The 25,503-nt window shown below is 69.5% G+C and carries 20 protein-coding genes and 3 pseudogenes; 14 read left to right on the top strand and 9 right to left on the bottom strand.

The genetic code is table 11. The features are described 5' to 3' along the window. Positions 1 to 95: 95 nt before the first annotated feature. A pseudogene (locus tag ACFYP4_RS10180) lies at positions 96 to 227 on the top strand (IS110 family transposase); the annotation flags it as partial. 227 nt (positions 228 to 454) lie between these two features. On the opposite strand, the gene ACFYP4_RS10185 reads toward ACFYP4_RS10180, so the two are convergent. Beyond that, complete coding sequence (locus ACFYP4_RS10185) at positions 455 to 1,459, bottom strand: helix-turn-helix transcriptional regulator (RefSeq protein WP_388784494.1); 1,005 nt, start codon at positions 1,457 to 1,459, stop codon at positions 455 to 457. A 56-nt stretch (positions 1,460 to 1,515) separates the two neighbouring features. Here ACFYP4_RS10185 and ACFYP4_RS10190 point away from each other — a divergent pair, with 56 nt between their 5' ends. The 6 genes and pseudogenes from ACFYP4_RS10190 to ACFYP4_RS10215 all read left to right on the top strand — a co-directional run bounded on the left by ACFYP4_RS10190 (position 1,516) and on the right by ACFYP4_RS10215 (position 6,495). After that, a complete protein-coding gene (locus ACFYP4_RS10190) occupies positions 1,516 to 1,983 on the top strand; it encodes a hypothetical protein (RefSeq protein WP_388784497.1) in 468 nt (155 codons plus the stop codon). Continuing rightward, positions 1,980 to 2,528: an NIPSNAP family protein gene (locus ACFYP4_RS10195; protein ID WP_388784500.1), complete on the top strand. Its 549-nt coding sequence runs from the start codon at positions 1,980 to 1,982 to the stop codon at positions 2,526 to 2,528. The genes ACFYP4_RS10190 and ACFYP4_RS10195 overlap by 4 nt, the downstream gene beginning before the upstream one ends. Before the next feature lie 111 nt (positions 2,529 to 2,639). After that, positions 2,640 to 4,018 (top strand): annotated as a pseudogene (locus ACFYP4_RS10200) (IS1380 family transposase). 815 nt (positions 4,019 to 4,833) lie between these two features. Then, complete coding sequence (locus tag ACFYP4_RS10205; protein ID WP_358853355.1) at positions 4,834 to 5,043, top strand: hypothetical protein; 210 nt, start codon at positions 4,834 to 4,836, stop codon at positions 5,041 to 5,043. 2 nt (positions 5,044 to 5,045) lie between these two features. Beyond that, positions 5,046 to 5,969: a hypothetical protein gene (locus ACFYP4_RS10210; RefSeq protein WP_388784503.1), complete on the top strand. Its 924-nt coding sequence runs from the start codon at positions 5,046 to 5,048 to the stop codon at positions 5,967 to 5,969. 262 nt (positions 5,970 to 6,231) lie between these two features. Beyond that, a complete protein-coding gene (locus ACFYP4_RS10215) occupies positions 6,232 to 6,495 on the top strand; it encodes a hypothetical protein (protein ID WP_388784506.1) in 264 nt (87 codons plus the stop codon). Positions 6,496 to 6,986: 491 nt separating this feature from the next. On the opposite strand, the gene ACFYP4_RS10220 is transcribed toward ACFYP4_RS10215, so the two are convergent. The 3 genes from ACFYP4_RS10220 to ACFYP4_RS10230 form a co-directional block, all read right to left on the bottom strand. Beyond that, positions 6,987 to 8,612 (bottom strand): MFS transporter, encoded by a 1,626-nt coding sequence (locus tag ACFYP4_RS10220; protein WP_388785051.1) that lies wholly within the window; start codon positions 8,610 to 8,612, stop codon positions 6,987 to 6,989. 233 nt (positions 8,613 to 8,845) lie between these two features. Next, entirely contained in the window at positions 8,846 to 13,144 is a 4,299-nt protein-coding gene (locus tag ACFYP4_RS10225; RefSeq protein ID WP_388784509.1) for a discoidin domain-containing protein, read from the bottom strand. A gap of 266 nt (positions 13,145 to 13,410) precedes the next feature. Then, entirely contained in the window at positions 13,411 to 13,893 is a 483-nt protein-coding gene (locus ACFYP4_RS10230) for a VOC family protein (RefSeq protein ID WP_388784512.1), read from the bottom strand. Positions 13,894 to 14,329: 436 nt separating this feature from the next. On the opposite strand from ACFYP4_RS10230, the gene ACFYP4_RS10235 reads away from it, so the two are divergent. The 4 genes from ACFYP4_RS10235 (at position 14,330) to ACFYP4_RS10250 (ending at position 18,050) form a co-directional block, all read left to right on the top strand. Then, positions 14,330 to 15,334 carry an NADP-dependent oxidoreductase gene (locus ACFYP4_RS10235; protein ID WP_388784514.1) on the top strand — a complete coding sequence of 335 codons (1,005 nt, stop codon included), beginning with the start codon at positions 14,330 to 14,332 and terminating at the stop codon, positions 15,332 to 15,334. Between the two features lie 125 nt (positions 15,335 to 15,459). Next, positions 15,460 to 16,668, top strand: a complete 1,209-nt coding sequence (locus ACFYP4_RS10240; RefSeq protein ID WP_358856001.1) for an epoxide hydrolase family protein — start codon at positions 15,460 to 15,462, stop codon at positions 16,666 to 16,668. A 124-nt stretch (positions 16,669 to 16,792) separates the two neighbouring features. Beyond that, positions 16,793 to 17,446, top strand: coding sequence for an ATP-dependent Clp protease proteolytic subunit (locus tag ACFYP4_RS10245; protein ID WP_358856002.1), 654 nt, complete (start codon positions 16,793 to 16,795; stop codon positions 17,444 to 17,446). 1 nt (position 17,447) lies between these two features. After that, the gene (locus ACFYP4_RS10250; RefSeq protein WP_388784518.1) at positions 17,448 to 18,050 is read left to right on the top strand and encodes a ClpP family protease; all 603 of its coding nucleotides are present in this window, start codon (positions 17,448 to 17,450) and stop codon (positions 18,048 to 18,050) included. A gap of 346 nt (positions 18,051 to 18,396) precedes the next feature. On the opposite strand, the pseudogene ACFYP4_RS10255 reads toward ACFYP4_RS10250, so the two are convergent. After that, positions 18,397 to 18,804, bottom strand: a pseudogene (locus ACFYP4_RS10255) (helix-turn-helix domain-containing protein); the annotation flags it as partial. A gap of 71 nt (positions 18,805 to 18,875) precedes the next feature. Between ACFYP4_RS10255 and ACFYP4_RS10260 the strand changes: the two are divergent. The 3 genes from ACFYP4_RS10260 (at position 18,876) to ACFYP4_RS10270 (ending at position 20,345) form a co-directional block, all read left to right on the top strand. Beyond that, the gene (locus ACFYP4_RS10260; RefSeq protein ID WP_388784521.1) at positions 18,876 to 19,049 is read left to right on the top strand and encodes a hypothetical protein; all 174 of its coding nucleotides are present in this window, start codon (positions 18,876 to 18,878) and stop codon (positions 19,047 to 19,049) included. A 66-nt stretch (positions 19,050 to 19,115) separates the two neighbouring features. After that, positions 19,116 to 19,343 carry a DUF5133 domain-containing protein gene (locus ACFYP4_RS10265; RefSeq protein WP_358856005.1) on the top strand — a complete coding sequence of 76 codons (228 nt, stop codon included), beginning with the start codon at positions 19,116 to 19,118 and terminating at the stop codon, positions 19,341 to 19,343. A gap of 105 nt (positions 19,344 to 19,448) precedes the next feature. Beyond that, positions 19,449 to 20,345, top strand: coding sequence for a SigB/SigF/SigG family RNA polymerase sigma factor (locus tag ACFYP4_RS10270; protein ID WP_358856004.1), 897 nt, complete (start codon positions 19,449 to 19,451; stop codon positions 20,343 to 20,345). A 109-nt stretch (positions 20,346 to 20,454) separates the two neighbouring features. Here the strand turns inward: ACFYP4_RS10270 and ACFYP4_RS10275 are convergent, their stop codons facing one another. From ACFYP4_RS10275 to ACFYP4_RS10290, 4 genes are all read right to left on the bottom strand, one after another. After that, positions 20,455 to 21,912, bottom strand: a complete 1,458-nt coding sequence (locus tag ACFYP4_RS10275; protein ID WP_388784525.1) for a diacylglycerol/lipid kinase family protein — start codon at positions 21,910 to 21,912, stop codon at positions 20,455 to 20,457. Between the two features lie 164 nt (positions 21,913 to 22,076). After that, positions 22,077 to 22,520, bottom strand: coding sequence for a response regulator (locus ACFYP4_RS10280; RefSeq protein WP_358855191.1), 444 nt, complete (start codon positions 22,518 to 22,520; stop codon positions 22,077 to 22,079). Then, on the bottom strand, positions 22,517 to 24,184 hold the full coding sequence (locus tag ACFYP4_RS10285; protein ID WP_358855190.1) for a CHASE3 domain-containing protein: 1,668 nt from the start codon (positions 24,182 to 24,184) through the stop codon (positions 22,517 to 22,519). Before ACFYP4_RS10285 ends, ACFYP4_RS10280 begins: the two co-directional genes overlap by 4 nt. Next, the gene (locus tag ACFYP4_RS10290) at positions 24,181 to 25,425 is read right to left on the bottom strand and encodes a PP2C family protein-serine/threonine phosphatase (protein ID WP_388784529.1); all 1,245 of its coding nucleotides are present in this window, start codon (positions 25,423 to 25,425) and stop codon (positions 24,181 to 24,183) included. Before ACFYP4_RS10290 ends, ACFYP4_RS10285 begins: the two co-directional genes overlap by 4 nt. Positions 25,426 to 25,503 lie beyond the last annotated feature (78 nt).

The following is a 25,503-nucleotide window of genomic DNA, read 5'->3' on the forward strand; positions in this document are numbered from 1 at the left end:
AGGTGATGGGCTTGGAGTAGACCCCCGAGGTCGCAGGGGTCGGATCCATGGGCGTCGACAATGCACTGCAGGGCCAGGTGGTAGGCGCCGACTGTCCTGCCTCCCACACCTACCACGACCGCTGCCGCGCCTGGGGCGAGACCCACACCCAGGCCGTCCTCCGCCTCGCGCACCACCGCATCAGCGCCCTCTTCACCATGCTTCGCGACGGAACAAGCCTCGCTTGACAAAAGCAGACGGCCTCCGTGCCGTCCACTGTCTCGTTGGATGGTCCGCACGGTGTCCGGTTCGACGTCGTGGGCATGGGCTTCCTAACCTCGCGCTTTCACGAGCGTGGCCGTCTGACGTGTGATCAAAGAAGTGAGGAGTGCCGCTGACCTGGGTCGATGGGACGGGTCTAGAGTCTTGTCGTCGTCAAGAAAGCTGCACTCCAGGTGAAGATGCGTACAGGGTCCTACACGCATGTGCGGGTGCAGGGCGGAGGGTGCGGGTGGTCGGTGCCCCGGCCGGGAGAAGCATCTGCCCAGGGCCACCCTTCGTAGCGGGTGGCCAGGGTCCGTACCGTCTCGGCGATGCGGTCGCGGAGTTCAGCCGGTGCCATGACCTCGACGTCGGTGCCCAGCCGCAGGAACTCGCCGTGGGCGTGATCGATCGACTCGATGGGCACCCGGGCCTCCGTCCATCCGTCACCGGTGGATGTGACGCCGAGGCGGCGGGCGCCCTCCGGGGTGAGCCGTACCAGGGCCTCCCCGGTGTGTAGTCGCGCTCGGAAGTCGGCCAGATAGCTGTTCCAATGCCTAATCAGGTCGAACCCGTCCGGGATGGCGAACTCGTCTTCCAATGGCCGGAGTTCGAGGATCTGGTCGACCCGGTAGGTGCGGATCCCGGATGGTCCGTCGGCGACCAGGTACCAGCGGCCGGCCTTGAGCACGAGCCCGTACGGCTCCACCCGCCGCTCGATCTCCTCCGGTGCCCGCCAGCGCCGGTACCGCAGTACCACCGCCCGCCGGGCCCACACCGCGGCGGCGCCCGCGGTCAGGTGAGGCGTACAGTCGGCGTCGCCGTACCAGCCGGGGGCGTCGAGCAGGAAGCGCTCCTGGATCCGCTCGGCGTGCTCGCGCAGCTCCGCCGGAAGGGCGGCCCGCAGCTTGAGCCGGGCGGTGGCGAGCGCCTCGCCGAGGCCGAGCTCGGCGGCGGCGCCGGGGAGTGCGGCAAGGAACGCGGCCTGCGCCTCGTCCGCGGTCAGTCCGGTGAGCCGGGTCCGGTAGCCGTCGACCAGCCGGTAGCCGCCCGCGTGTCCGGCGTCACCGTAAAGCGGAATACCGGCGGCGCCGAGCGCCTCGACGTCCCGGTAGACGGTCCGAACGGAGACCTCCAATTCCTCGGCCAGCTGCCGGGCCGTCATCCGGCCCCGGTTCTGGAGCAGCAGAAGCAGGGTGACCAGCCGACTCGCACGCATGCCGCTCAGTATCCACTGACAGGGGATGTCAGCAGATCGGCCCTAACCTGCGGCGCATGGACGACTTCGACTTCCTGCACGGCTCCTGGGACGCGGCCAACCGCCGTCTCGCCGCACCACTCGGCTCGGGCCCCGGCACCTGGGTGGAGTTCCCCGGTCACGCGGTGGTCCGGCCGCTTTTCGGGGGTGCTGGCAACATTGACGAGATCACCTTTCCCACCCTCGGCCGTCAGGGCGTGACCCTGCGGCTGTTCGACCGGCAGACGGAGCGCTGGTCGATCCGCTGGTCCGACAGCCGGACGGGCCGACTGGATCCGCCGGTGGTCGGCGGCTTCACTGGTGACCGCGGCGATTTCCACGGAGAGGACACCTACAACGGCCGGCCGATCCGAGTGCACTTCGCCTGGTACCGCCTCGGCCCGGACGCTGCCCGCTGGGAGCAGGAGTTCTCCGTCGACGACGGCCGCTCCTGGGAGCTCAACTGGACCATGGATCTCACCCGCACGGGGCGGGTCGGCGGATGAGCATCGTCGAACTCCGGCAGTACACCCTGCATCCTGGAGCCCGGGAGACACTGATCGAGCTGTTCGAGCGCGAGTTCGTGATCGGTCAGCAGGCGGTCGGCATCACCGTCGGAGGCCGTTTCCGCGACCTGGACGACCCGGACCGCTTCGTCTGGCTGCGCGCCTTCCCCGACATGGCGCACCGCCGGCGCGCGCTGGAGGCGTTCTACACCGGCCCGGTCTGGCGGGAGCACCGCGACGCGGCCAACGCCACCATGGTCGACAGTGACAACGTCTTGCTGCTGCGCGGCCCGGGCTTCACACCTCCGCCCGGCGCCGGTGAAGTGTTCGCGACCGTCTGCCACCCCACCGTCCCGGCCGCCTTCGATGCGTACGCCGCCCGGCACCTGGGTCCGGGCCATGCGCTGCACCGCACCGAGCACGCCGAGAACGATTTTCCCCGTCTGCCCGTCCGCACCGGGGAGGACGCCCGGGTCTGGTTCGGCCCGGCCGAGCCATCACCCTGGCCGACCCGGCGGCTGCGGCTGGAACCCGTGACGCCTTAGCCTCGCGCTTACCGTCCGACAGGTGATCAGTTAAGCAAAAAGTGCCTCTGACCAGCCAGCATGAGGGTTGTCCAGGCCTTTGTTCCCGCACCCGTCGGAGGCACTTCCCACGTGAGTAAGCGTGTCGGGTTGTACCCGCGTGTGAGGATATCGGGAGGCGGCCGCGGGGTGGTCTCGCACGCCGGCGCAGTGCTACTCGTGGAGACAGTCCCGCCGGACAGGGCCGGCCGACGCGCTGTCGGCGGCGCTCACCTCGTGGCGCAAGCCCAGAGCGGTACACGATCCCGGCAAAGTCCTGCTGGATGTCGCGCTCGCCGTTGCCCTGGGCGGGGACTGCCTGGGCGATGTCGCGATGCTGCGGGCCGAGCCCGGCGTGTTCGGCCCGGTGGCCTCCGACCCGACCGTCTCCCGTCTGGTCGACACCCTGGCCACGGCCGGACCGCGGGCGCTCGAGGCTATCCGGCGCGCACGGGCCGAAGTCCGTGAACAGGCATGGCGGTTGGCTGGCGCCGCGGCCCCGGACGCGGCCGGTGAGGTGATCGTGGATATCGACGGCGTGCTGGTCCTGGCGCACTCCGAGGAGGAGCACGCCGCCAAGACCTGGAAGAAGACCTTTGGCCACCATCCACTGTTCGCGTTCGTCGACCACGGCCCAGCCGGGTCCGGGGAACCGGTCGCCGGCCTGCTGCGGCCGGGCAATGCGGGCAAGCAACACCGCCGCCGACCACATCGAGGCCGCGCGCCTGGCCCTGGCCCAGCTGCCGAGGAAGTACCGGTGCGGGCGGCGCACGCTGATCCGCACGGACTCCGGCGGGGGCACCCATAAGTTCCTCAACTGGATGACCGCACGCGGCCGATGGCTGTCGTACTCGGTGGGGATGACCATCACCGACGCGATCCACCAGGCCGTGTTCCTGGTCCCGGCCTCGGCCTGGACCCCGGCCGTCGAGCCGGACGGCAAGGTCCGCGACGGTGCCTGGGTCGCCGAACTCTCTGGTGACGTGCTGAAGGGTTGACCGAAGGGGATGCGGCTGATCGTTCGCAAGGAACGGCCCCACCCCGGCGCGCAGTTGCGCTTCACGGACGCCGACGGTATGCGGCTGACCTGCTTCGCCACCAACACCACCGGGACCCCGGTCGCCCAGCTGGAGTTGCGGCACCGCCAGCGGGCCCGCGCCGAGGACCGCATCCGCGCCGCCCGCGACACCGGCCTGCGCAACCTCCCCCTGCACCAGGCCGCGCAGAACCAGGTCTGGCTGAAGATCGTCCAGCTCGCACTCGACCTGGTCGCCTGGATGCCCATGCTCGCCCTGACCGGACCCGCTCGCCGCTGGGAGCCCAAGCGCCTGCGGCTGAGGCTGCTCTCCGCCGCCGCCCAACTCGTTACCACCGGACGCCTCCGCGTGCTCCGCCTGGCCCGCCACTGGCCCTGGACCGACGTGATCACCAGCGCATTCGAGCGCCTGCAGGCGCTGCCGAACCCCGACTGACCAGCGATAACGTCCAATCCCAACGAGCACCCGATCACTTCCGGAGCCGTGGAACCCGACGCACACCCGACGCGACTGCCGGGCCATCGCCATCCCTGCCGACAAAACACCCAGGCCAGATCGGCAGAAACGGCCCGCCAGCCAAGCTGACGAGCCGTCATGCAAGATCGAGGCTAAGGGCTCGTAATCGGCCAACCTTAGTGCACGACCGGAGCCCCAGTCAGCTGCCCCACTTCGCAAAGATTCACAGGTGACAGCCTCTGCAGATCCATTCTGCCAGAGGATCGCAGCGAGGAACGCTTCTCGCCCCAGGTGCGAGGAACCCTTGTCGGGATGGATCCCACCATGGATATAGTGACCGGGCCTCAGCGGAATGGTCCAGACCAGACAATTCCGCCCGGTAGGTTGGATCATGCGCGGGGGGACGTTCACATTGCACGGCAATGTACGAGACGGAACTCCCCTGCCTTGCTACAAGGGGGAATCGTTCAGTGCGTCCCGCCAGACCCGTGGTGGTTCTCACCACCACAGCACTCTACGTTGCCGGCCTGCTCGTGACGGCTCCTCAAGTCGCCGCAGCCCCAACGTCCTACGTGGGCGACGAGTGCAGCTCCCGGTACAACCGGGCATGCTTCCGCATCCATTACAGCTCACGTTCTGGAACAACACAGCTTTCCCAGAGCGGATGCATGATCAGCAATAAGTCGATCAGGGATCATTGGGGTTATTCCCCGAACGGAGCCTCCGTCGTTCGGTACGTCTTCAATGCGTTTCCCGGTTATTACGTGGATCCCGACGGTGACACCCACCGGGGCATGGCCCACCCGTGTGACGGCACGGGCGACGGGCAGACTGCCGCGAACAACGCCGCTTCGGCCTACAACCAGGACCCCTCACACTCGTACACCGTCTACAAAGACACCGGTTACACCGGCAGCAAGAAGACGATCCCGAGGTACGACGGCATCGCCCGCAACCTGGGAACCGGCCTGAAGAACAAGAACTCGTCGAGCAAGAGGAACTAGCCATGACTAAGAAGTGGATTCACCCCGCTGTCCTGGCTGCTTCGTTTTCGGCGCTTATCCTGACCGCCGCCTGCGGGACCCAGCACACCAGCGATGACCAGCAGACTGCCGAGACGCAGCGCGGCGCCCAAGCGCTGCCGGGCGCGCAGGACCGTGCCGAGTGGCCGAGTCCGCAGGTGGAAAGTGGCCTCGCCGCCGGTATGCGCCTCCCGCTTCAGGATTACATGCTGGCCTACCCGGACGAGGTCGACATTGAAAACGCCAAGGACAAGACCAAGACGGCGTGCATGGCGCGCAAGGGGTTCACCTTCTCCCCGCCACCTTCCGGGACCACGCCGGCCCTGTCCTACGACTCCATGAACATGGAGCGCCGGTACGGTGTCACCGACGCCAGGACCGCACAGAGCTACGGCTACCAGGCGCCAGGCGCGGTGGAGGAACCGGCAGACGACACCGCAGCCGAGGAAAATGCGGAGGGCCGCAGTGATGCCTGGTTCGACGCCCTGGACGTCTGTGTCTCCGAGGCGAACAAGAAGATCGGCATCCTCTACGAGACCGATATCGCCGCAGACCTGGCCGCTGAATCGCTGGAGAACACGGCGAGCAACCTCAAAGTCCAAGCGGCAATCAGTAACTGGCAGGGGTGCATGTCCCGGGAAAACTACCAAACCGGCCCAACCCCGCAGCATGCCGGTGAGAGCTTCGCTCAGACGTCGACGGGGGCGCAGCCGTCCACTGAGGAGACGCAGATGGCCGTAGCTGACGTCGGCTGTAAACAGTCTTCCAACCTGGTCTCCGTCTGGCACAAGACGGAGATTGCCTATCAGACGAAGCAGATCTCCGACCACAAGGCGGAGCTGGACGCAGAGGAGGCCCGCAACGCCGAGCTAATCGCAAACGCGCGAGCCGTCCTTGCGCAGAACTAGCCGCTCCGCCTTCCCCATTCTTCAGCCCACGCTTGGCAAGCACTGGCGCCAATCCTTCCGTGGGCCTTGTTCCCATTCCACCGAACGCAGGGGACCGGGTCCGTCGCCGAAACAGAGAGACTCCACAGTGACAGTGCCCCCGTCTCGCCGCAGGTTCATGCGCCTGGGTCTCGGCTTGCCCTTGGCCGCGCTGCCCCTGAGCGCCTGTAGCGACAGCCAAGCGCCGAAACCCTCCGCCAGCACTTCAGCCGCACATGTTCAGGTGTCCGAGTACCGCGTCGAGCAGCACGACGGCCACCGCAGGTTCTCCGCCGACTATGTGATCCACAACACCGCCCGATCACCCATCAAGTATCAGATCGCGTTCGTTTTCCTCGACAGTGACGGGCTGGCAACCGAACCGAAGTGGGTTACCCGCACCGTCCAGGCCGGACATTCCTACGACGGGACGGTCTGGGTCCCCTGGGAGGAAAGACAGGGTTCGACGGGGGTCAAGGTCATCAAAATCCATGAGACACCGCTCTGATGGTCTCACGCGTCGCTGGCACTGAGATGTCGCGGACTTCGACACTGCCGGACTTCGCACGCCCGTGAATTGAAGAGTAACGGCCCGCCGAGTCCTTCACCACGGTTACCGTGGACGGCGCGGAGGGCAGAATGCGGGACCACAGCACCTGACGTCATTTTCCAGTGGGACAGAGCGCAGGAGGGTGCGTCAATACGGCAGTCAGGCTCAGGCGCCGCGGCGGGATTTTCGGACTCAGCTCATCCCATATTCCTGGCTGTAGCGAATCTGGATCCAGGAGTATCGCCACGACCCCGGCGCGGACCGACACAAGAGCGGTGAGAGCGGTAAGGCGCCGGCGCCTCCTCGCGTCGCTGCGGGTGTGATCGATGGCGTGTCCGGGCCTGGCCCGGCGTCATTCTGAGGCTGCGAGCGTCGGGACGCTCCGATGACGCGGGAGATCGCCCGGGTCGTCGCGGGCCACCTCCGCTGACGGGGCCGGGCGGCCGGTCTCAGCCGGGCGGGCCCTTGCGGGTGTCCGGTTCCTCTGCCGCCACTCCGTGGGCCGAGTCCTCGGGGACGCTGTCGGCCGGCACACCGGGGACGGCCGCGCCGCCCTGGAGCCGCTTCAGGTCGTCCGGGCGCACCTGGATGACGATCACGGCGATCAGTGCGGCCACGACGGCGAGGACGGCCGCCACGACGAACGCGCTCGAGATGCCCGAGGTCAGCACCTGGTCGCTGTACGGCGGCGGGAGCTGCCCGGTTCTGCGGAACTCGAGCCGCTGGGCGGGGGTGGCCTGAGACATGAACTGCCGGATCTGGTCGGTGGCCTCGCTGCGGCTGGCCGTACCGAAGACGGTGACCAACACGCTCAGGCCGAGCGAACCGCCCACCTGCTGGGTGGCGTTGAGGATGCCGGACGCGGCGCCCGACTCCTGCGGCGAGACACCCGAGACCGCCATCAGGGTCAGCGACACGAACTGCATGCCCATGCCGAAGCCGAAGACGAGCATCGGGCCGAGGATGCTGCCGAGATAGGTGCTGCCGACGTCGGTCAGCGTCAGCCAGCCGAGTCCGAGGGCGGCCAGGACGGAGCCGCCCGCCATGAACGGTTTGGGGCCCCAGCGGGGCAGCATCTGCGAGGCGAAGCCCGCGCCCACCGCGATGATCGCGCTCACCGGCAGGAAGGCCAGACCCGCGCGCAGCGGACTGAAGTGCAGGACGTTCTGCACGAAGAGGGTCAGGAAGAAGAACATGCCGAACATCGCCGCGGCCAGTGTCAGCATCATTCCGTAGACACCCGCGCGGTTGCGGTCACGGAACATCCACAGCGGCGTGATGGGCTGCTTCGAGCGGCGCTCGACGACGATGAACGCGGCCAGCAGCAGCACCGCGGCCGCGAAGGACGCGAGGGTCAGGGTGTCGCTCCAGCCCTCCTCGGAGGCCCGGATGAACCCGTAGACGAGCAGCACCATGCCCAGGGTGGAGGTGAGGGCGCCCAGGAGGTCGAAGTGCCCCGGATGCCGCTCGGACTCGCGGATGTAGCGGGGCGTCGCGAGGACGATCAGCAGGCCGATGGGCACGTTGACGAAGAGCACCCAGCGCCAGTCCAGCCACTCCACGAGCAGTCCGCCCGCGAGGAGTCCGATCGCGCTGCCGCCCGCCGAGACGGCCGCGAACACGCCGAACGCCCGGTTGCGCTCGGGGCCTTCGCGGAAGGTGGTGGTGATCAGCGCGAGGGCGGTGGGGGACGCGATGGCGCCGCCGACGCCCTGGAGCGAGCGGGCCGCGAGCAAGTGCCAGGCCTCCTGCGAGAGTCCGCCGAGCAGTGAGGCGAACACGAACAGCAGGACGCCGAAGACGAAGACGCGGCGCCGGCCGAGGATGTCGCCCAGCCGTCCGCCGAGCAGGAGCAGGCCGCCGAAGGTCAGCGTGTACGCGTTGACCACCCAGGAGAGGCTCTCGGTCGAGAAGCCGAGCGAGGTCTGGATGTGCGGCAACGCGATGTTCACGATGGTGATGTCGAGGACCACCATCAGCTGGCACGAGGCGATGACGAGGAGTGCGACACCGCTGCCGTGGCCCCGCTTCGGGGCTTCGGCAGACTTCGGGGGTGTCGAGTGAGCGGCCGTCATCATGGGATGTCCGTGCGTCGTCGCAGGCCGGCATGGGCGCCGGCATTCACTTGACCAACGTAAGCCGGGGTGTCCCGCTCCACCAGTCGATCAACGCGTACCGGGCCGATCAACGGGACCGCGTACGCGGCCGTACCGGGCGGGGTGCCCGGCGGCGGGGTGCCGCACGGGGCGGCGGGGTGGGAGACCCCGCCGCCCCGTGCGGCTGTCCGGCCATCGGCACGCGGTGGGCGCTACGGCAGCCGGTTGATCCTGAACGTGGACGTCGTGTTCCTCACGTCCTGCGCGTTGTCGCTCATCCTGAGGTTGTGGAAGGTGACTTCACCGACGGCGGGGCCCTGGCCGGCCTCCGGCATCTCGTTGGCCCACAGGCCGAAGCCGGACTTCGCGTCGTACGCGTCACCGCTCCTGTGCGCTCCGGTGATCGTCACGTCCGTGAGGACGGTGTCCTTGATCGGGAACTGTGGCTGTCCTCCCACGTAGTTGGTCTGGAACATGATGCCGCTGTAGGTCGGATCGACGATGTCGACGTTGTTGACGCGGATTCCCTGGAAGACCTTCGAGGCGGAGAACATCCAGATCCCCGGGAAGGTCTGGGAACCCCAGAAGTGGCCTCCGGCCCGGACGACCGAGATGTTCTCCAGGGTCGTCGGAGCGGTGCCGAAGCCGTTCATCGGGTAGCCGAAGTCCAGTGAGCTGACCGTGATGCCCGAGTAGACCAGCGTGTCGGCGATGTGGATGTTGCGGAAGGTGTTGTCGTACCCGCCGTAGACGGCGATGCCGGCCGCGCGCCAGGTCAGGATCGACGTGAGGTTCTCGTACACGTTGTTCTTCTCGTCGGCCCCGCCCGCGTCGATCGCGGAGAACAGCGCGAAGCTGTCGTCGCCGGTCGCCCGTGCCTCGTTGTTGACGACGTGGTTGTCCGTGCTGCCGTTGGTCATGTTGATGCCGTCGGCGAACATGTCGCGGATCCGCGAATTCTTGATGGTGATGCCGTCGGTGTTGGCGCCCCAGTAGAGGCACACCATGTGTTCGTTCCAGATGGTGTCGATGGTGATGTCGGAGACGTTGGAGAAGTCGAAGACCTTGCCGGGGCCGTCGATACGCGAGGTGTAGTTGCCGAAGTACGCGAAGTTCGCGAACGACGACCCCTTGGCACTGGCCTCGGCCCGGAAACCGATGTCCGTGTTCTCCTGCGACGACGGGGCGTGGAAGCGTGTGAACCAGGGGCCGGCGCCGACTACCCTGACCGCCTTGCCGTAGACCTGGAACTTGCTCGACGTCTCGTAGTCACCGGCGGGCAGGTAGACGCCGACGAGCTTGCCGGTGGTGTCCATGCGTACCTTGTCGAGCGCGTTCTGCACGTCCTGGTGGGAGAAGCCGGCCGGCGCGGTGTAGGCGGCCGGGTCCGGGTTCGGGACCGCCGAGACCTGCTCCAGGCTCACGAAGTCGATCGCGTACGTGGAGTCGTTGGCGGCGTCCTTCTGGAGCCGTATCCTGCTGCCGGCCGGGACGGTCTGGCCGAGCATCAGGTTCGCCTCGTCGTAGATGTGCCGCGGTGACCCCGAGCCGGGCGAGTTGCCGGGGCCCGTCTCCGCCCCGTACAGCCAGGCGTACTTCGACGTCAGGTCGACGGCCTTGAGGAACTTGCCGTCGACGTAGACGTTCAGGGTGGAGTTCGTACCGCCGCCTCCCGCGGAGTCCGGGATGGAGAAGCGGGTCACCAGGGTGTTGGCGGGGGCCTTGGTGGTCCATTCCACGTAGTTGCCCGTGCTGTTGAGGGTGACCGCCTTGCGGCCCGACGCCTCGCCTGCGATGTCGCCGACCGTGCGATTGGGTCCTACGGTCTGTGCGCCGCCGCCCGCGGTGCCGTCCTCGGCCTCGTACATGTCGTACGGCATGTTGGCGCCCCGGCCGACGAACAGGGGCTGGCCGGCGGTGTTGTTGTCCCGCTTGACCGGCAGTTCGTTGGCATCGGCCGCGATCACGGTCCGCACGGTGAACTTGCCCTTGCCGGCGGTCCAGGTACCGAGCTTCACCGGGGCGGCGGTGTCACCGGCCGCGATGGCCCCGTCGTAGGAACCGGTGAGCGTTCTGACGGTCGTGCCGGCGGAGTCGAGGACGGTGAGGGTGATGCCGTGGCCGCCGCTCGCTGAGGCCACCGTGCCCTGGTTCTTCAAGGTGACGGAGAAGGTGACCGTGTTGCCCTCGGCCGGCGCGCCGGGCGACCAGCCGACGGAGGCGGCCACCAGGTCGGAGCTGGAGACGGGCTTGACGACGAGGGAGGCCGGGCTGGTGTGGGAGTTGTTCCCCTCGTTCTGCTCGATGACCTTGTCGGCCGGGTCCACGACGGCACTGATCCGGTAGGTCCCGGCGTCACGGGCGCCGATGTCGGCGGTGACGGTCGTGGACGCACCGGCGGCGAGCGCGCCGACGGCGGCGGTGCCCGCCTTGCTGCCGCCGAGGCGGAACTCGACGTCGGTGGCTTCGGAGGCCTCCGTACCGGTGTTGCGCACGGTCGCGGTCAGCTTCACCGCGTCGGACTCCACGGGACTCGCCGGTGCCGAGGTGATGCCGGTGACCTGGAGGTCGGGGTTGGGCGCCGGGGTGCCCAGGACCTGGAACTCGGCGACCTGTCCGGCCGAGGAGCCGGAGTTCGCGGTGAACACCAGCCGGACGTCCGCGATGCGGCCGGTGACGGGGATGCGCACCGTGTTCCCGCTCGCCGGGTCGAACGTGTAGTCCTTGGCGGCGGCCAGGCTCGTGAACGAGGTGGCCTTCTGCTCCCGCCCGAGGACCTGGATCCGCTGGGTCCTGGCGGCCCACGCCGCGTCGGGACTGAGCTTGAGGACCACGGTGCCGACGTCGGCGTTGGCACCGAGCCTCACCGTCAGGCTGTTCGGGTAACTGCCGGGACCGCCCTCCCAGTAGGTGCTGGTGCTGTCGTCGTTGGCGTTCTCCGCGACGAAGGTGAAGACGCTGGACGAGGCGGTGACCGGCTTGCCCACGGCGAGGTTCACGTCGTCGCTCGCGGAACCGTTGCGGGTGACGGTGTTGCTGTCGGCGGACTGGTTGCCCGCCGCGTCCTTGGCGCGCACGTAGTAGGCGACGGTCGCCGAGGCGGGCTGGGTGTCCGTGTACGTCGTGACGTCGCCGGGGACGCTCTTGCGCAGGGTTCCGTTCGCGTAGAGGTCGTAGCCGGTCACCTTCACGTTGTCCGTGGACGCCCGCCAGGTGAGCTCGACCCGTCCGCTCACGGTCTCGGTGAAGGCCAGGTCGGCGGGGGCGGTCGGGGCCTGGGTGTCGCCCGAATCGCCCTTGCGGGTCACGGTGTTGCTGTTGGCGGACTGGTTGCCCGCCGCGTCCTTGGCGCGCACGTAGTAGGCGACGGTCGCCGAGGCGGGCTGGGTGTCCGTGTACGTCGTGACGTCGCCGGGGACGGAGGTACGCAGCTCCCCGTTGGCGTAGATGTCGTACCCGGTGACCCTGACGTTGTCGGTGGCGGCCTTCCAGGTCAGCTCGATCTGGCCGGAGGCGGGTTCGGTGCAGGCCAGGTCGGCGGGCGCGGCCGGTGCCTGGGTGTCGCCCGTGGTGGGCCCGTACACCTCCAGTTCCGACAACTGCCCGGCCGCCTGGCCCGTGTTGGCCGAGACCAGCACCCGGACGAAGCGGGTCGTGGTGGCGTTGAAGGTCAGGCTCTGCGTCAGGTCGTTCGCCTCGTCGAAGTCGTAGCCCTTCGAGGCGGTCAGGTCGCTGAAGTCCGAGCCGTTCGTGCCGGCCTGGAGCTTGAGCGTCTGGGTCCTGGCGCCCCAGCCGGACGGCAGTCGCAGCACCACGCGGTCGACGCGCACGGACGCGCCGAGGTCCACCTGGACCCACTGCGGAAGGTCGCCGTTCCTGCTCTCCCAGTAGCTGGCGCGGTTCCCGTCGCCCGCGTTCGCGGCCAGGTATGTCTGGGTGGTGCTGCTGGCCGTGAACTGCTTGCCCGCGGCCAGGTTGGCGGAGGAGTCGCTCGCGCCGTGCACCTCCAGCTCCGAGAGCTGCGCGGCGGCCCAGCCGGTGTTCGCGGTGATGGCGATCCGCACGTGGCGGGCCTGGGTGGCCGGGAACGCGATGGTCACGGTGTTGCCCGCGCCCGGCGTGAAGGCGTACGACGCCGAGGACTTGATCGTGTCGAAGCTCGTGCCGTCACCACTGCCCTGTACGGCGAGCGTCTGGTTCCGGCTCTCCCAGGAGGCGGGCAGCTTCAGGACCACCTCGTCGATGCGGGTGGGCGCCCCTAGGTCGGCCTGCACCCACTGGGGGAACCCGGAGCCCGAGCTCTCCCAGTACGTGGACGCGTTTCCGTCGGTGGTCCGGGACGCGCCGTACTCGGCCTTGGAGCTGCTCGCCGTGGCGCTCCTGCCCGCGGCGAGGTTGGGGCCGCCGGCCGCCGTGGCCGTGGTCGTGGTCAGTGCGGGGAGCCCGATGAGGGCGAGCGCTGCGGTCAGCAGAGCGGCCAGCAAGCGGCCTCTCCAACGGTGTCTGGTCATCCTTCTCCTGCCCTGGAGGGGTGTCACGGGGGACGCGCAAGAGCCACAAGGGAGCAAGGGTCGTCTTTTTGCGTTCAGTTGTTGGAGAGTTGCACGCTGATGTTGTTGAGTCCACAGTCCGCACAGAGAAACTTGCCCCCGACTGTGCGACAGGACAAGACCGGGCGGCGGCGCGCGGAGGGGCCCGGAAGCGGGCACAGCAAAGCGGCCGGCCCGCCCCGGTCCGTCTGGACCGTGGGCGGGCCGGCCGCGGTTCTCCCGGTCCGCTACTCGCCGGCGTAGGCCTTCTCCAGGGCGGCCAGATCGAGCTTGCTCATGGCGTACATCGCCTGGGTCGTACGCGCCGCCTTCACCGGGTCCGGGTCTGCGATCATGTCGATGAGCCGGGCCGGGAAGACCTGCCAGGACAGCCCGAACCTGTCCTTCAGCCAGCCGCAGGGACCGCCCTCGCCCCCGTCCTCGGTGAGCCGGTTCCAGTAGTGGTCCACCTCTTCCTGGTCAGCGCAGGGGATCTGGAAGGAGATGGCCTCGCTGAACGTGAACTGCGGGCCTCCGTTCAGGGCGACGAACTTCTGGCCGTTGGCCTCGAACTCGACGACCATCACGGAACCGGCGGGTCCCGGCCCCGCGTCGGTGTAGCGGCCGACCCTGCCGAGCCGGGAGTTCTTGAAGACCGAGACGTAGAAGTCGGCGGCCTCTTCGGCCTGGCCGTCGAACCACAGGCAGGTGGTGAATCCGTCGGTGGACATGCGATACCTCCTCGGGCGGGAACCTCTTCACCTGTTTCGACCGATCCTCGTCCGAAAACTCATCGGTGACGCGGGGAGCGCCGTACGCGGCAGGCGGCCGTGCGACGCCCTGGCCGGCTGCGCCCATCGTCCAGGTCACCGGCTGCGTCGGCATTCCCGGTTCTCCTCCGCCCGCACCTGCGGCACGCGGCCCATGGCCACCTGCTGCGCGAAGCCGGATTGGATGTCGACTGGCATCTATCGTGGACCGTGTTTAGATGACTACCGTAATCTAAATTTGTTGGATGCGTGCGTCCGGACGGCGCCCGCACGGCTGAGGACACAGTCCGCCCGCACGTCAGCCGGAATAGCGACACAGACTGTCTCGTACTGGGGGAAGCCCGGGACGAACGGAGAGCCCGCCCTCGCATGGACGGGAAACGGATCGGAGACGACGATGAAGGCTTTCACGGTCGAGAAGTACGGCGACCAAGCCGGGATGCGCGCCGCCGACGTGCCCGACCCCCAGGTGGGGTCCGAAGATGTCCTGGTCAAGGTCCACGCGGCGGGAATCAACCCGCTGGACATCAGGATCCGCAACGGGGACTTCAAGGCGTTCATGCCGTACCGGCTGCCACTTGTCCTGGGCAACGACCTCGCCGGAGAGGTCCTGCGGGTCGGGTCGTCCGTCACCCGGTTCGCGGTGGGCGACGAGGTCTACGCCCGCCCCGACAAGGACCGCATCGGCACCTTCGCCGAATTCATCGCCGTCCACCAGAACGACCTGGCCCCCAAACCCGCCGCCCTCACCATGACCGAGGCCGCCTCCCTGCCCCTGGTCGCCCTGACCGCATGGCAGGCACTCGTCGAGCGGGCCCAGGTACAGCCGGGTCAGAAGGTCCTCATCCACGCGGGCGCCGGTGGCCTCGGCTCCATCGCCGTCCAGCTGGCGAAGGCACTTGGCGCGTACGTGGCCACCACCGCGAGCACCGCCACCATCGACCTGGTCAAGGAATTCGGCGCGGACGTCGCCGTCGACTACCGCACCCAGGACTTCGAGGAGGTCCTCGAGGGCTACGACGTCGTCCTGGACAGCCTCGGCGGCGACAACCTGGCGAGGTCTTTGCGTGTACTCAGGCCCGGCGGCCATGCCATCAGCGTCGCGGGCCCGCCCGACCCGGCCTTCGCCCGCGAACTCGACGCGAACCCGGTCCTCCGCCTGGCGATGACCGCGCTCAGTCACAAGACCCGACGCCGGGCCAAGCGCCTCGGCGTGACGTACTCGTTTCTGTTCATGAAGGCGAGTGGCGACCAGCTGCGCGAACTCAACCGTCTCATCGCCGTCGGGAAGATCCGCCCCGTCGTCGACCGTGTCTTCCCGTTCGACGAAACCCTTCAGGCCATGGAGTACGTCGAGAAGGGCCGGGCGAAGGCCGGCAAGGTCGTCGTCTCGATGACATAGGGCGGGCGCGCCGGCCTCGACCGGCTCCGACTCGAGCAGTGGTCATCACTCGCGAGCGCCAACGTTTCCGCAGGACCCCGTACCACCAAGCCGCGCTCCCTACAGTGCCGATAGCATCCGTGGACATGAGCACGCCGAAGGACAGCACGCCTCTCGTCCGCCCCTTTCGCATCGACATTCCCGAAAGTGATCTGGACGATCTGCGGCAGCGCCTCGACCGCACGCGCTGGCCGGACCAGCTCCCCGGTGTGGGCTGGGAGTACGGAATCCCGCGTGACTACCTGAAGGAACTCGTGCGGTACTGGCGGCACGAGTACGACTGGCGGGCTGCGGAGGCGCGGCTCAACGAATGGCCGCAGTTCCTCACGGAGATCGACGGAGCCACGGTCCATTTCGCGCACATCAGGTCCCCGGAACCCGGCGCGACTCCGCTGATCGTCACCCACGGATGGCCCGGTTCGATCGTCGAGTTCCTCGACATCGTGGGTCCCCTGACCGATCCGCGGGCCCATGGCGGCGACCCCGCCGACGCCTTCCACCTCGTACTGCCGAGTATTCCCGGATTCGGCTTCTCGGGGCCCACACGGGACACCGGCTGGGAATTCCGGCGGGTGGCTCTCGCGTTCGCCGAGCTGATGCGGCGCCTCGGTTATGAGCGGTACGGCGCACAGGGCGGGGACTGGGGCGCGGCCATCTCCCGAGAGCTGGGCCGGATCCGCCCCGAGGATGTGGTCGGCGTCCATCTGAACCTGCTGCCCGCGGGGTCCGCGACCTGCGAACCGTCCCCGGAGGAACTGGCCGGGCTGACCCCCGGGGAACGCGAGCGGACTCTCGCCTCCTGGGAACGCGGACAGCGATGGGCCCGTGAGGAACAGGGCTACGCGGACATCCAGGCCACCCGGCCGCAGACGCTCGCCTACGCGCTGACGGATTCACCGGTCGGCCAACTCGCCTGGATCGCCGAGAAGTTCAAGCAGTGGACGGATTCACGCGAGCGCCCCGAGGACGCCGTCGACCGCGATCAGCTCCTCACCAACGTGATGCTGTACTGGCTGACCGGAACCGCCGGTTCGTCCGCCCGCCTGTATTACGAGCGCGCGCACGCGGACTACTGGGGTTCGCCTCCGGACCCGTCGGCCGCACCGACCGCGCTCGCCGTCTTCCCCCACGACAATTTCGTCCCGCTGCGGCACGTCGCTGACCGGACGAACAGAATCGTACGGTGGACGGAATTCGACCGCGGCGGGCATTTCGCCGCCATGGAGGAACCCGACCTGCTGGTCGCTGATGTGCGGGCGTTCTTCCGCCGGTTGCGCGAGAAGCGGTCCGGCTGAGCGAATCCCCGAAGTCGTCTGCTCCTGGCGAATCTGCTGCGGGCAGAGAAAGTCGATGCGGTGGCGGGGGCGGTCCGACAGTGGAGTGCGCGGCGACGGAAGCCGCCCACGACAAGGAGGACCCATGACGCCACTCATCACCGGCTGGGACCCGGCCCTGAGGCCTCGGGGCGAGGACGGAGACACCCCCGCGACGCGCTTCGACGACCATCTCGCCGCACAACTGCTCGGGCAGCGGATCGTCTTCCTCGGCACCCAGGTCGACGAGGTCTCCGCGAACCGGGTCTGCGCGCAGCTGCTCCTGCTCTCCGCGGAGGACGCGCGCACCGACATCAGCCTGTACATCAACAGCCCGGGCGGTTCGGTCACCGCCGGTCTCGCGATCTACGACACCATGCGGCTGATCCCGAACGACGTCTCCACGCTCGCCATGGGATTCGCGGCGAGCATGGGGCAGTTCCTGCTCAGCGTCGGCACACGCGGCAAGCGGTTCGCGCTGCCGAACGCGCGGATCATGATGCACCAGCCCTCCGCGGGCATCGGCGGTACCGCGGCCGACATCGAGATCCAGGCGCAGAACCTGGAGTTCACGAAGAAGGCCATCGAGCGGATCACCGCGGAGCACACCGGGCAGAGCGAGGAGACGATCTCCCGGGACGGCGACCGCGACCGCTGGTTCACGGCCCAGCAGGCATTGGAGTACGGGATGGTCGACCGGGTCGTGGAGTCCCTCGACGACGTCCGGCCGGCCGCGTCGCGTCCACGGATGGGGCTGTGACATGGGTTCCTACACGATTCCGAACGTCGTCGAGCGGACGCCGCAGGGTGAGCGGTCCTACGACGTCTTCAGCCGGCTGCTCTCCGAGCGGATCATCTTCCTGGGGACGGAGATCGACGACGGCGTCGCCAACGTGGTCATCGCGCAACTCCTCCATCTGGAGTCGGCGGGCCCGGAGAACGAGATCGCGATCTACCTCAACTCGCCCGGGGGCTCCTTCACCTCGCTCATGGCGATCTACGACACGATGACGTTCGTGCAGGCGCCGATCTCCACGTTCTGCGTCGGGCAGGCGGCGTCGACGGCCGCCGTGCTGCTGGCCGGCGGAGATCCCGGCCGGCGGTTCGTACTGGAGCACGCGCGGGTTCTGCTGGGCCAGCCCGTGAGCGGCGGACGCCAGGGAACGGTCTCGGACCTCAGCCTCCAGGCGAAGGAGATGCTGCGCATCCGTTCCCAGGTGGAGGACGTGCTCTCCCGGCACACGCACCACGACGTGGCGACCCTGCGCACGGACATGGACCGCGACAAGGTCTTCACCGCGCAGGAGGCGGTGGCGTACGGGCTGGCCGACGAGGTGCTGAGCCGTCGGCTCGCGCGGGTCTGACACCCCACCTCCGTGCCGGCGGCGCGGCATCCCGCGAGCCGTCCACAGTGGGGCGGCGCAGCGGCAGCCCGCTCCGGCGGGCACGTGCCACGAACCCGCCGGAGCGTCGGCCGTCGGCTCGTCAGGCAGCCAGGCACATGCCGTCGTACGGCGACGCGGACGGCGTGCGCCTGCCGTGGCCGCGGGTGCCCGCCGACCTGGCCTGGGCGAGGCGGACCAGTGCCGCGTCAGCCAAGGTTCGCCCGTCAAGGAGCGGCGTCCGGTGCGTGCTCTCGGCGGGCCGGCCGGAAGTCCTCGTACTGGACGTACTTGGGCTTTCGGCCGGTGCGGCGAGAGTGCGTGCCGGGCGTCGCGACGGGGCGAACCTTGGCTGACGCGGCACCAGTTCGCCCTGGGCCCGGGAGAGCAGATCGGCGAGGCCGAGCCCGAGGGCGTGGGCGGCGGCCGCGAGGACCTCGGAGGAGGCTTCCTTGCGGCCGCGCTCCAGCTCGGAGAGATAGGGCATCGAGATCCGGGCCGCGTCGGCCACGTCCTTGAGCGTCCGCTCCTGGGCGAGGCGCTCGCGCCGCAGCACATCACCTACGAGGTCGCGCCACAAGGGCTCCTTGACCGTCGGCCTGCCGCCGGTCGGGCCGTGGGGCGTGCGGACGGGCCGCGGCTCCTGCGGTGCGCGCGCCGGGGCCGCGGCGGGTGACGGTCCCGCCGCCGGGCGCAGACGGAGGACGCGGGCTTCGTTCGACATGTGGTTGCTCACCGCCTCAGGGTAGGAGCGCCGGGCGGGCGAGGCCCGGGGGTTCCGCTGTCGGTGGAACCGCGTCGTACCCCGTGGCCGGCGGCAGCGGCTTCTTCTTCGCCCGGGCGCACGGCTGTTACCGGCGCCGGGACCCGGCCACCGCACCGGGCATGCGGGCGGAGGACGAGCGGGACGCCACCGACCGCGAAGGGCTCCCCGGATGCCTCGGCGAGCCGGCCCGGCGTACGGCGGCGAATGCCGGGTAGGCGCCGTCGAGAGCGATCGCCGGTGACGGTCGATCACCGTCACCGACCTACCCCATGGAGAACACAGTGCTGATGGCCCACCCCGCGGTCCTGACCAACCTCGTCGAGGAGTACGACACGCTGCGGGTGCTGCACGCCGAGGGCGGCAGTGCGGAGGTCCGGCAGCGTATGGACGATCTGGCCTACACCCTGTGCGTCGCGACCGGCACCAAGCACGTGGACGCGGCCCTCATCGCCGCCCGCTACCGGCTGCCCGGAGCCCGCACCGCCGACGACTCCGTCCTCACGAGCTGACGGTACGTCAGAAAGTTCTCCGGAAAAGACAGACATGCGCCGGGACATCCGGGGTAGCCGCGGAACACGATGCCCGGAAGGGCGACTAGTTTCGTGGGAGAGGTAATGGACACCGTCACCGCCGTGAGCCGGTCGAAGGTCAGCCAGGAGTCCGCCCGGACCGGAACTGGTCGGGAGGAACTGCCGGTCATCGAGGATCCGCGTGCCGTGGCTCCGCGCGATGCGCGGGAGCTGTCCCGTCAGTTCTTCCAGCGCCTGACGGAACTCGAAGAGGGCACGCGGGAATACCAGTACGCGCGCAACACCCTGATCGAGATGAACATGTCGCTGGTCCGCTTCGCGGCGGGCCGCTTCCGCCACCGCGGCGACGACCTGGAGGACATAGCCCAGGTCGGGATGATCGGCCTGATCAAGGCCATCGACCGCTTCGAGATCTCGCGTGAGGTCGAGTTCACCTCGTTCGCGCTGCCGTACATCGTCGGCGAGATCAAGCGCTTCTTCCGTGACACGACGTGGGCGGTGCACGTGCCGCGCCGTCTCCAGGAGCTGCGGGTCGAGCTGGCCAAGGCGCGGGAGGAACTGTCCAGCCGGCTGGACCGGGACCCGAGCGTCGCCGAGCTGGCCACCCTCATGAACCTGCCCGAGAATCAGGTCGTCGAGGCCCAGATCGCCTCCAACGGCTACAACTCCTCCTCCCTGGACGCCGCGCTCACGGGCGAGGGAAACCAGGACGGCGAGGCCGTCCTCGCCGACTTCATCGGCGTCGAGGACGACGGCATGCGCCTCGTCGAGGACTTCCACACGCTGGCGCCGCTGGTGGCGGAGCTCAGCGAGCGCGACCGGCAGATCATCCACCTGCGGTTCGTGGAGGAAGCCACCCAGGCGGAAATAGGAGAACGCCTCGGCTGCTCCCAGATGCACGTCTCGCGGCTGATCAAGCGGATCATCGCCCAGCTGCGCACCGGCATGCTGAGCGACCTGAACCGCGTCGAGCGGGCCTGACACCCCGTATCTCCGCCACAGCGACCGAACGGCCGGTGGCGCCACCCCCACGATGTCCGGGGTGGCGCCACCGGCCGTTCGGCGCAAGGACGCACGTTTCACGCACGTCTCAGCGCAGCCACTGGTCCTTGTCGGCGGGCCGGTACAGGGTCACGGCGCGCGTCACCTTGTCGAGGACCAGCCGGGGCCCCGCAGCGCTGGTCACCTCTCCGTCGTAGGAGAACCGCGGGTCGCCGTGCAGTACTTCGAGCCGCAGGCTGCGGACCTGCGCCGTGGTGAGGACCCGGCTGTTGTGCAGGGTGCCGGTGAGCACGGCGATCAGCAGCCGCGTCCGGGCCAGCGGAGTGCCGCCGTCGACGGCGCGTACGTCCAGCAGGCCGTCGTCCAGTTGGGTCCGGTACGTGGGGGCGAAGCCGGCCGGGTGGTAGATGCCGTTGCCCGCGAACAGGAGCCACAGGCGCTTGGGCCGGCCGTTGACCGACACGCTGACCGGGCTGCCCGTGGCGAGGACCTTGGCCAGACCGACCACCAGAGCGGGCCACTTGCCGATCCGCTGCTCCAGGAGCTCCCGGGCGCTGACCAGTTCGGAGTAGACACCCAGGCTGAAGGTGTTGACGAACACCTGCTCCGGGCCGCCCGGCGTCCTGGCGCGCCCGATGTCCGCGACGACCGCGTCGCCGTCCTGCACGGCACGTGCGACGTCCTCGGCGGACTGGTTGCCGAGGTCCACGGCGAAGTGGTTGAAGGTCCCGCCCGGGAACACCGCGAGCGGCACGCCCACCCGGGCCGCCACCTCCGTCGCGGCGTTGATCGTCCCGTCGCCGCCGCAGGCGCCCAGGGCGCCGCCCTGCTCCTTGGCCCGGCGTGCGGCCTGCTCCAGGAGGCCGGGCAGGGGCTCCCCCGGCCGGGGCACCGTGACCTCGGCCTTGGGCAGCAGGGAGCGTACGCGTTCGGCCGCGTCGGGGGTGTCGCCGCGCGAGAGACCCGACGACGGGTTGACGACGACGTGGAGTCCGGCGCCGTCGGGCAGCGCGGGCGCGGGCCGCCGCGGGGGTGCCGCCGCGGCTGCCGCGTCCGGCTTGACCGGCCACCAGCGCGCGCTGAGCGCGGCGGCACCGACGCCGATCGCGACACCGACGGCCACGTCACCGGGGTGCCGGACCCGGGACCGTATGCGGGCCATGGTCAGTGCGACGGCGCCGGGGACGACGAGCAGGCCGTAGCGAGGTGCCTCGAGGACGACCCCCGCCGCGAACGCCGCGGCGGACGCTGCGTGCCCGGCGGCCTCGAGCGGCTGGACCTTGCGCGCCGCCGGGCGGGCGAGGGCACGGGTCGCGGCCGAGGCGAGAGCGACGGTACCGAGCCCCCGCAGCGCCGCTCGGCGCGCGGTGCGGTCACCGGACGCGCCGAGCGCCGCGGCCGCGGCGGCCCACAGCAGACCGCCCGCCGCGACCCGGCGCCCCTTGGGTACGCCGGTGCTCCCGAGGCCTGCCCGCAGCACCGTTCCGCTGCCCGGCAGGCCGCGGATGCCGCCGCCCGCCCGCAGCCATGCCTTACGCCTTGTCATGGTCGGCCCACCCTTGCGTCTCGACAACGGATCTCCTGGCCGGCAAGGACGTGCCGCCCCTCTCACTGTGCCCCGGCTCGCGGCATTCATGGACGGCCGCCCCGCCGTATGTCACCGGCGAGGAAGGGGAACGGAGCCCACTCGGTGACATCCGCACCGGAGCGTCACGTGGTCTTGGGCAGCTTCACCACGGTCACGAAGAAGTCGTCGATCTGCCGGACGGCCGCGATGAACTGGTCCAGGTCGACCGGTTTGGTCACGTACGCGTTGGCGTGCAGCCGGTAGCTGCGCAGGATGTCCTCCTCCGCGGAGGACGTGGTCAGCACGACGACCGGGATGAGTGCGAGGTCGTCGTCCGACTTGATCCGCTCCAGCACCTGCCGGCCGTCGTACTTGGGCAGGTTGAGGTCCAGCAGGATCAGATCGGGCCGTGGCGCGTCCGCGTGCTTGTCCCGGCGGTAGAGGAAGTCGAGCGCCTCCTCGCCGTCCCGGACGACGTGCAGGGTGTTGCGGATCTTGTTGTCCTCGAACGCCTCACGGGTCATCAGCTCGTCGCCAGGATCGTCCTCGACGAGCAGGACCTGAATGGGTTCCGCGGGGGAAGTCACGTACGGGCTCCTTCATGGGGGCGCGACGCCTCGGCCCGCTCCGGGGACTTCGGCTGCTGCGTCGCGGCGGGCAGGGTGAAGCACACGCGCGTGCCCTCACCGGCGGCACCGTCCAGGCTGATGCCGCCTCCGTGATGCTCGACGATCTTCCGGCACAGGGCAAGTCCGATGCCCGTGCCGTCGTACTCGTCACGGCCGTGCAGCCGCTGGAAGATGACGAAGACCTTCTCCCTGAACTCCGGTTCGATACCGATCCCGTTGTCGCTCACGGACAGCTGCCACCGGCCGTCCTCCGGCTCCGCCGCGCAGCCGACGACGACCTCGGGCGCCCGGTCGGGGTGCCGGAACTTCACCGCGTTGCCGATCAGGTTCTGCCACAGCATCGCGAGGGTCGTCGGGTCGCCCGTCACGGTGGGCAGCGGCCCCTCGCGCACGACGCGGGCCCCGGTCTCCTCCAGGGACACGCTGAGGTTGGCCAGTGCCCGGTCCAGCACGTCGTCCAGCGCGACCCCGGCCTGCTCCTCGCCGACGCGGCCGACCCGGGAGAAGGTCAGCAGGTCGTTGATGAGGACCTGCATGCGCTTGGCGCCGTCCACGGCGAAGTCGATGTACTGCTTGGCCCGGTCGTCGAGCTGATCCCCGTAGCGCTTCTCCAGGAGCTGGCAGAAGGACGCGACCTTGCGCAGCGGTTCCTGGAGGTCGTGCGAGGCGACGTAGGCGAACTGTTCCAACTCGGCGTTGGAGCGCTTCAGTTCGAGGGTCTGGGCGTCCAGTTCGGCCGTCTGCTCGCGCAGGAGTCCCTCTCGGCTCTTCGACTCGGACAGCTCGTCCACGATGCGCCGGCGCATCTCCTCGACGGACCGGGCCACCGCCTCCAGGTCCCGGGGCCCGTCCAGCCGGATCCGGTGCGTGAAGTCTCCCCCGCCGACCTCCACGGAGGCCGCCTCGAGGGCGCGCAGCGGGCGCCCCACGATCCGGCGCAGGAGCAGCGTCAGCGCGACGCCGCTCGCCAGGAAGGCGGCGAGCATGCCGACGAAGAAGTAGGTGCGGAGCCGGCGGCTGTCCTGTGCCGAGGCGCGGGTCTCGTCGCGCAGCTGCCGGATGTCCCTCTCCAGCTGCGCGAGCCGGGTCCTGGTCGTGTCGAACGCGGTCTTGCTCGCGTCCAGGCCGGGCGTGTCCCGTCCGGCGGAGGACCGGGCCGCCTCGATGAGGGGCCGCGCGTGGTCGCGGCGCCAGGCCTCCCCGGTCCGCCGGACCTCGCGCAGGTCGGCGGCGATCCGGGGATGTCCGGCGAGTGCCGTGGCGAGCCGGTCGTTCAGCTCCTTCTCGGCCCGCACCCCGGACTCGTACGGTTCCAGGAAGGAGGGGTCCTTGCTCAGCACGAAGCCGCGCACGCCCGTCTCCTGGTCCACGAGTGACGTCTCCAGCTGGAATGCTGCCGACCGGGCGGGCTGGATGCGGTAGCCGAGCCGGTCCATGCGCTCTTCGGCGCGGGACTGCAGGATGCTGCCGGCCACGGCGAAGACGACGACCAGCAGCACGTTCGCCGCCAGCACGACGTTGATCCAGCCCTGCACGCTCAGCCGGGCCATGCCCGTCGGCTTCTCGTCCGTACCGCTCACCGTGGCCCCGCCGTTCTCCCGGGACGCTGCCGGACGGTTCACGAGGCGCCGTCCGTCGCCAGGTGCAGGACGGCCACGTCGTCGGCGAGCCCTCCGTGGGCGGCGGTCAGTTCCGCGACCTCGTCGACGACGGCGTCGACGAACGGCCGCCCGTGCAGGCCCATGTGTTTCCTCGCCACTTCGAGCAGTCCTTCTTCTCCGAGACGCCTGTCCTGTGCCACGACGCCCTCGAACAGGCCGTCGGTGAACAGGGTCAGGGCGCTGATGTCGTGCGCGGGCAGTTCGGTCTCCGGCCACCGGGCCAGGCCCGGGATCAGCCCGAGCGCGGGGCCGGGGGGCGGCTCCAGCAGGTCGATCCCGCCGGACGTGCGCACGAGCAGCCCGGGGTGCCCGGCCCGGATGAGGCGCAGCCGGCTGCGGTCCTCGCTCAGTCGCAGAATGGTGAGGGTGGCGAAGATGTAGTCGGCGGCGCGCTCGGCACCGAGGATCTCCTCCAGGAGGCGGACCTGTTCCGTGCCGACGCATCCGGAGAGCACGGCGGCCCGCCATGCCACCCGCAGGCAGACGCCGAGGGCCGCCTCGGCCGCTCCGTGGCCCGAGACGTCGCCGATCACCGCGTGGACGGTGCCGTCCGCGCTCTCGACGACGTCGAAGAAGTCCCCGCCGAGCAGGGCGTGGTCCCGGCCGGGGCTGTAGCGGGAGGCCACCGCACAGCCGTCTCCGCGCAGCAGGGGTGTGGGCAGCAGCCCGCGCTCCAGACGTGCGTTCTCCTGGGCCAGCAGCCGGCTCGCCTGGAGTTCGGCGCTGGAGCGCTCCACCTGCTTGCGCTGGAGGGCGTAGCGCACCGCGCGGCTCAGGGTCTCCGGGCCCAGCCCGTCCTTGGAGAGGAAGTCCTGGGCGCCCTCGGCGACCGCGGCGAGGCCCGCCTCGTTCTCGGCCACGCCGGTGAGCACCACGACGGCCGCGTCGGGTGACGCGTCGCGGACGAGGCGGACCGCGCTGAGTCCGTGGGTGTCGGGCAGGTGCAGGTCGAGCAGGACGCACACGGAGTGCCGGGAGCGCTGCAGGAAGGCGCGGGCCTCGGACAGGGACTTGCACCAGGTGATGCCCATCGGCAGGCCGCTGTCCGCGAGGACCTCGCGCACCAGCAGGGCGTCCCCGGCGTCGTCCTCGACCAGCAGCAGCGCGGGGGCGGCTTCCAGTTCCCAGAGCGGGTCGGACGTCCCCAGGCGAGGCATGACACCGCGTTCACTGATCCCCAGCGGGCGATCTGCCACGCTCATCCCCTCGAATCACCTGCGCGTGGGCATGCCGCGGCGGCGCACCGGGCCGTGTCACGGCCGGTCCACCGGGCGAGGAGG

It is taken from the genome of Streptomyces sp. NPDC005551 (genome assembly GCF_042871785.1).
In the GTDB taxonomy this organism is placed as follows: Bacteria; Actinomycetota; Actinomycetes; order Streptomycetales; family Streptomycetaceae; genus Streptomyces.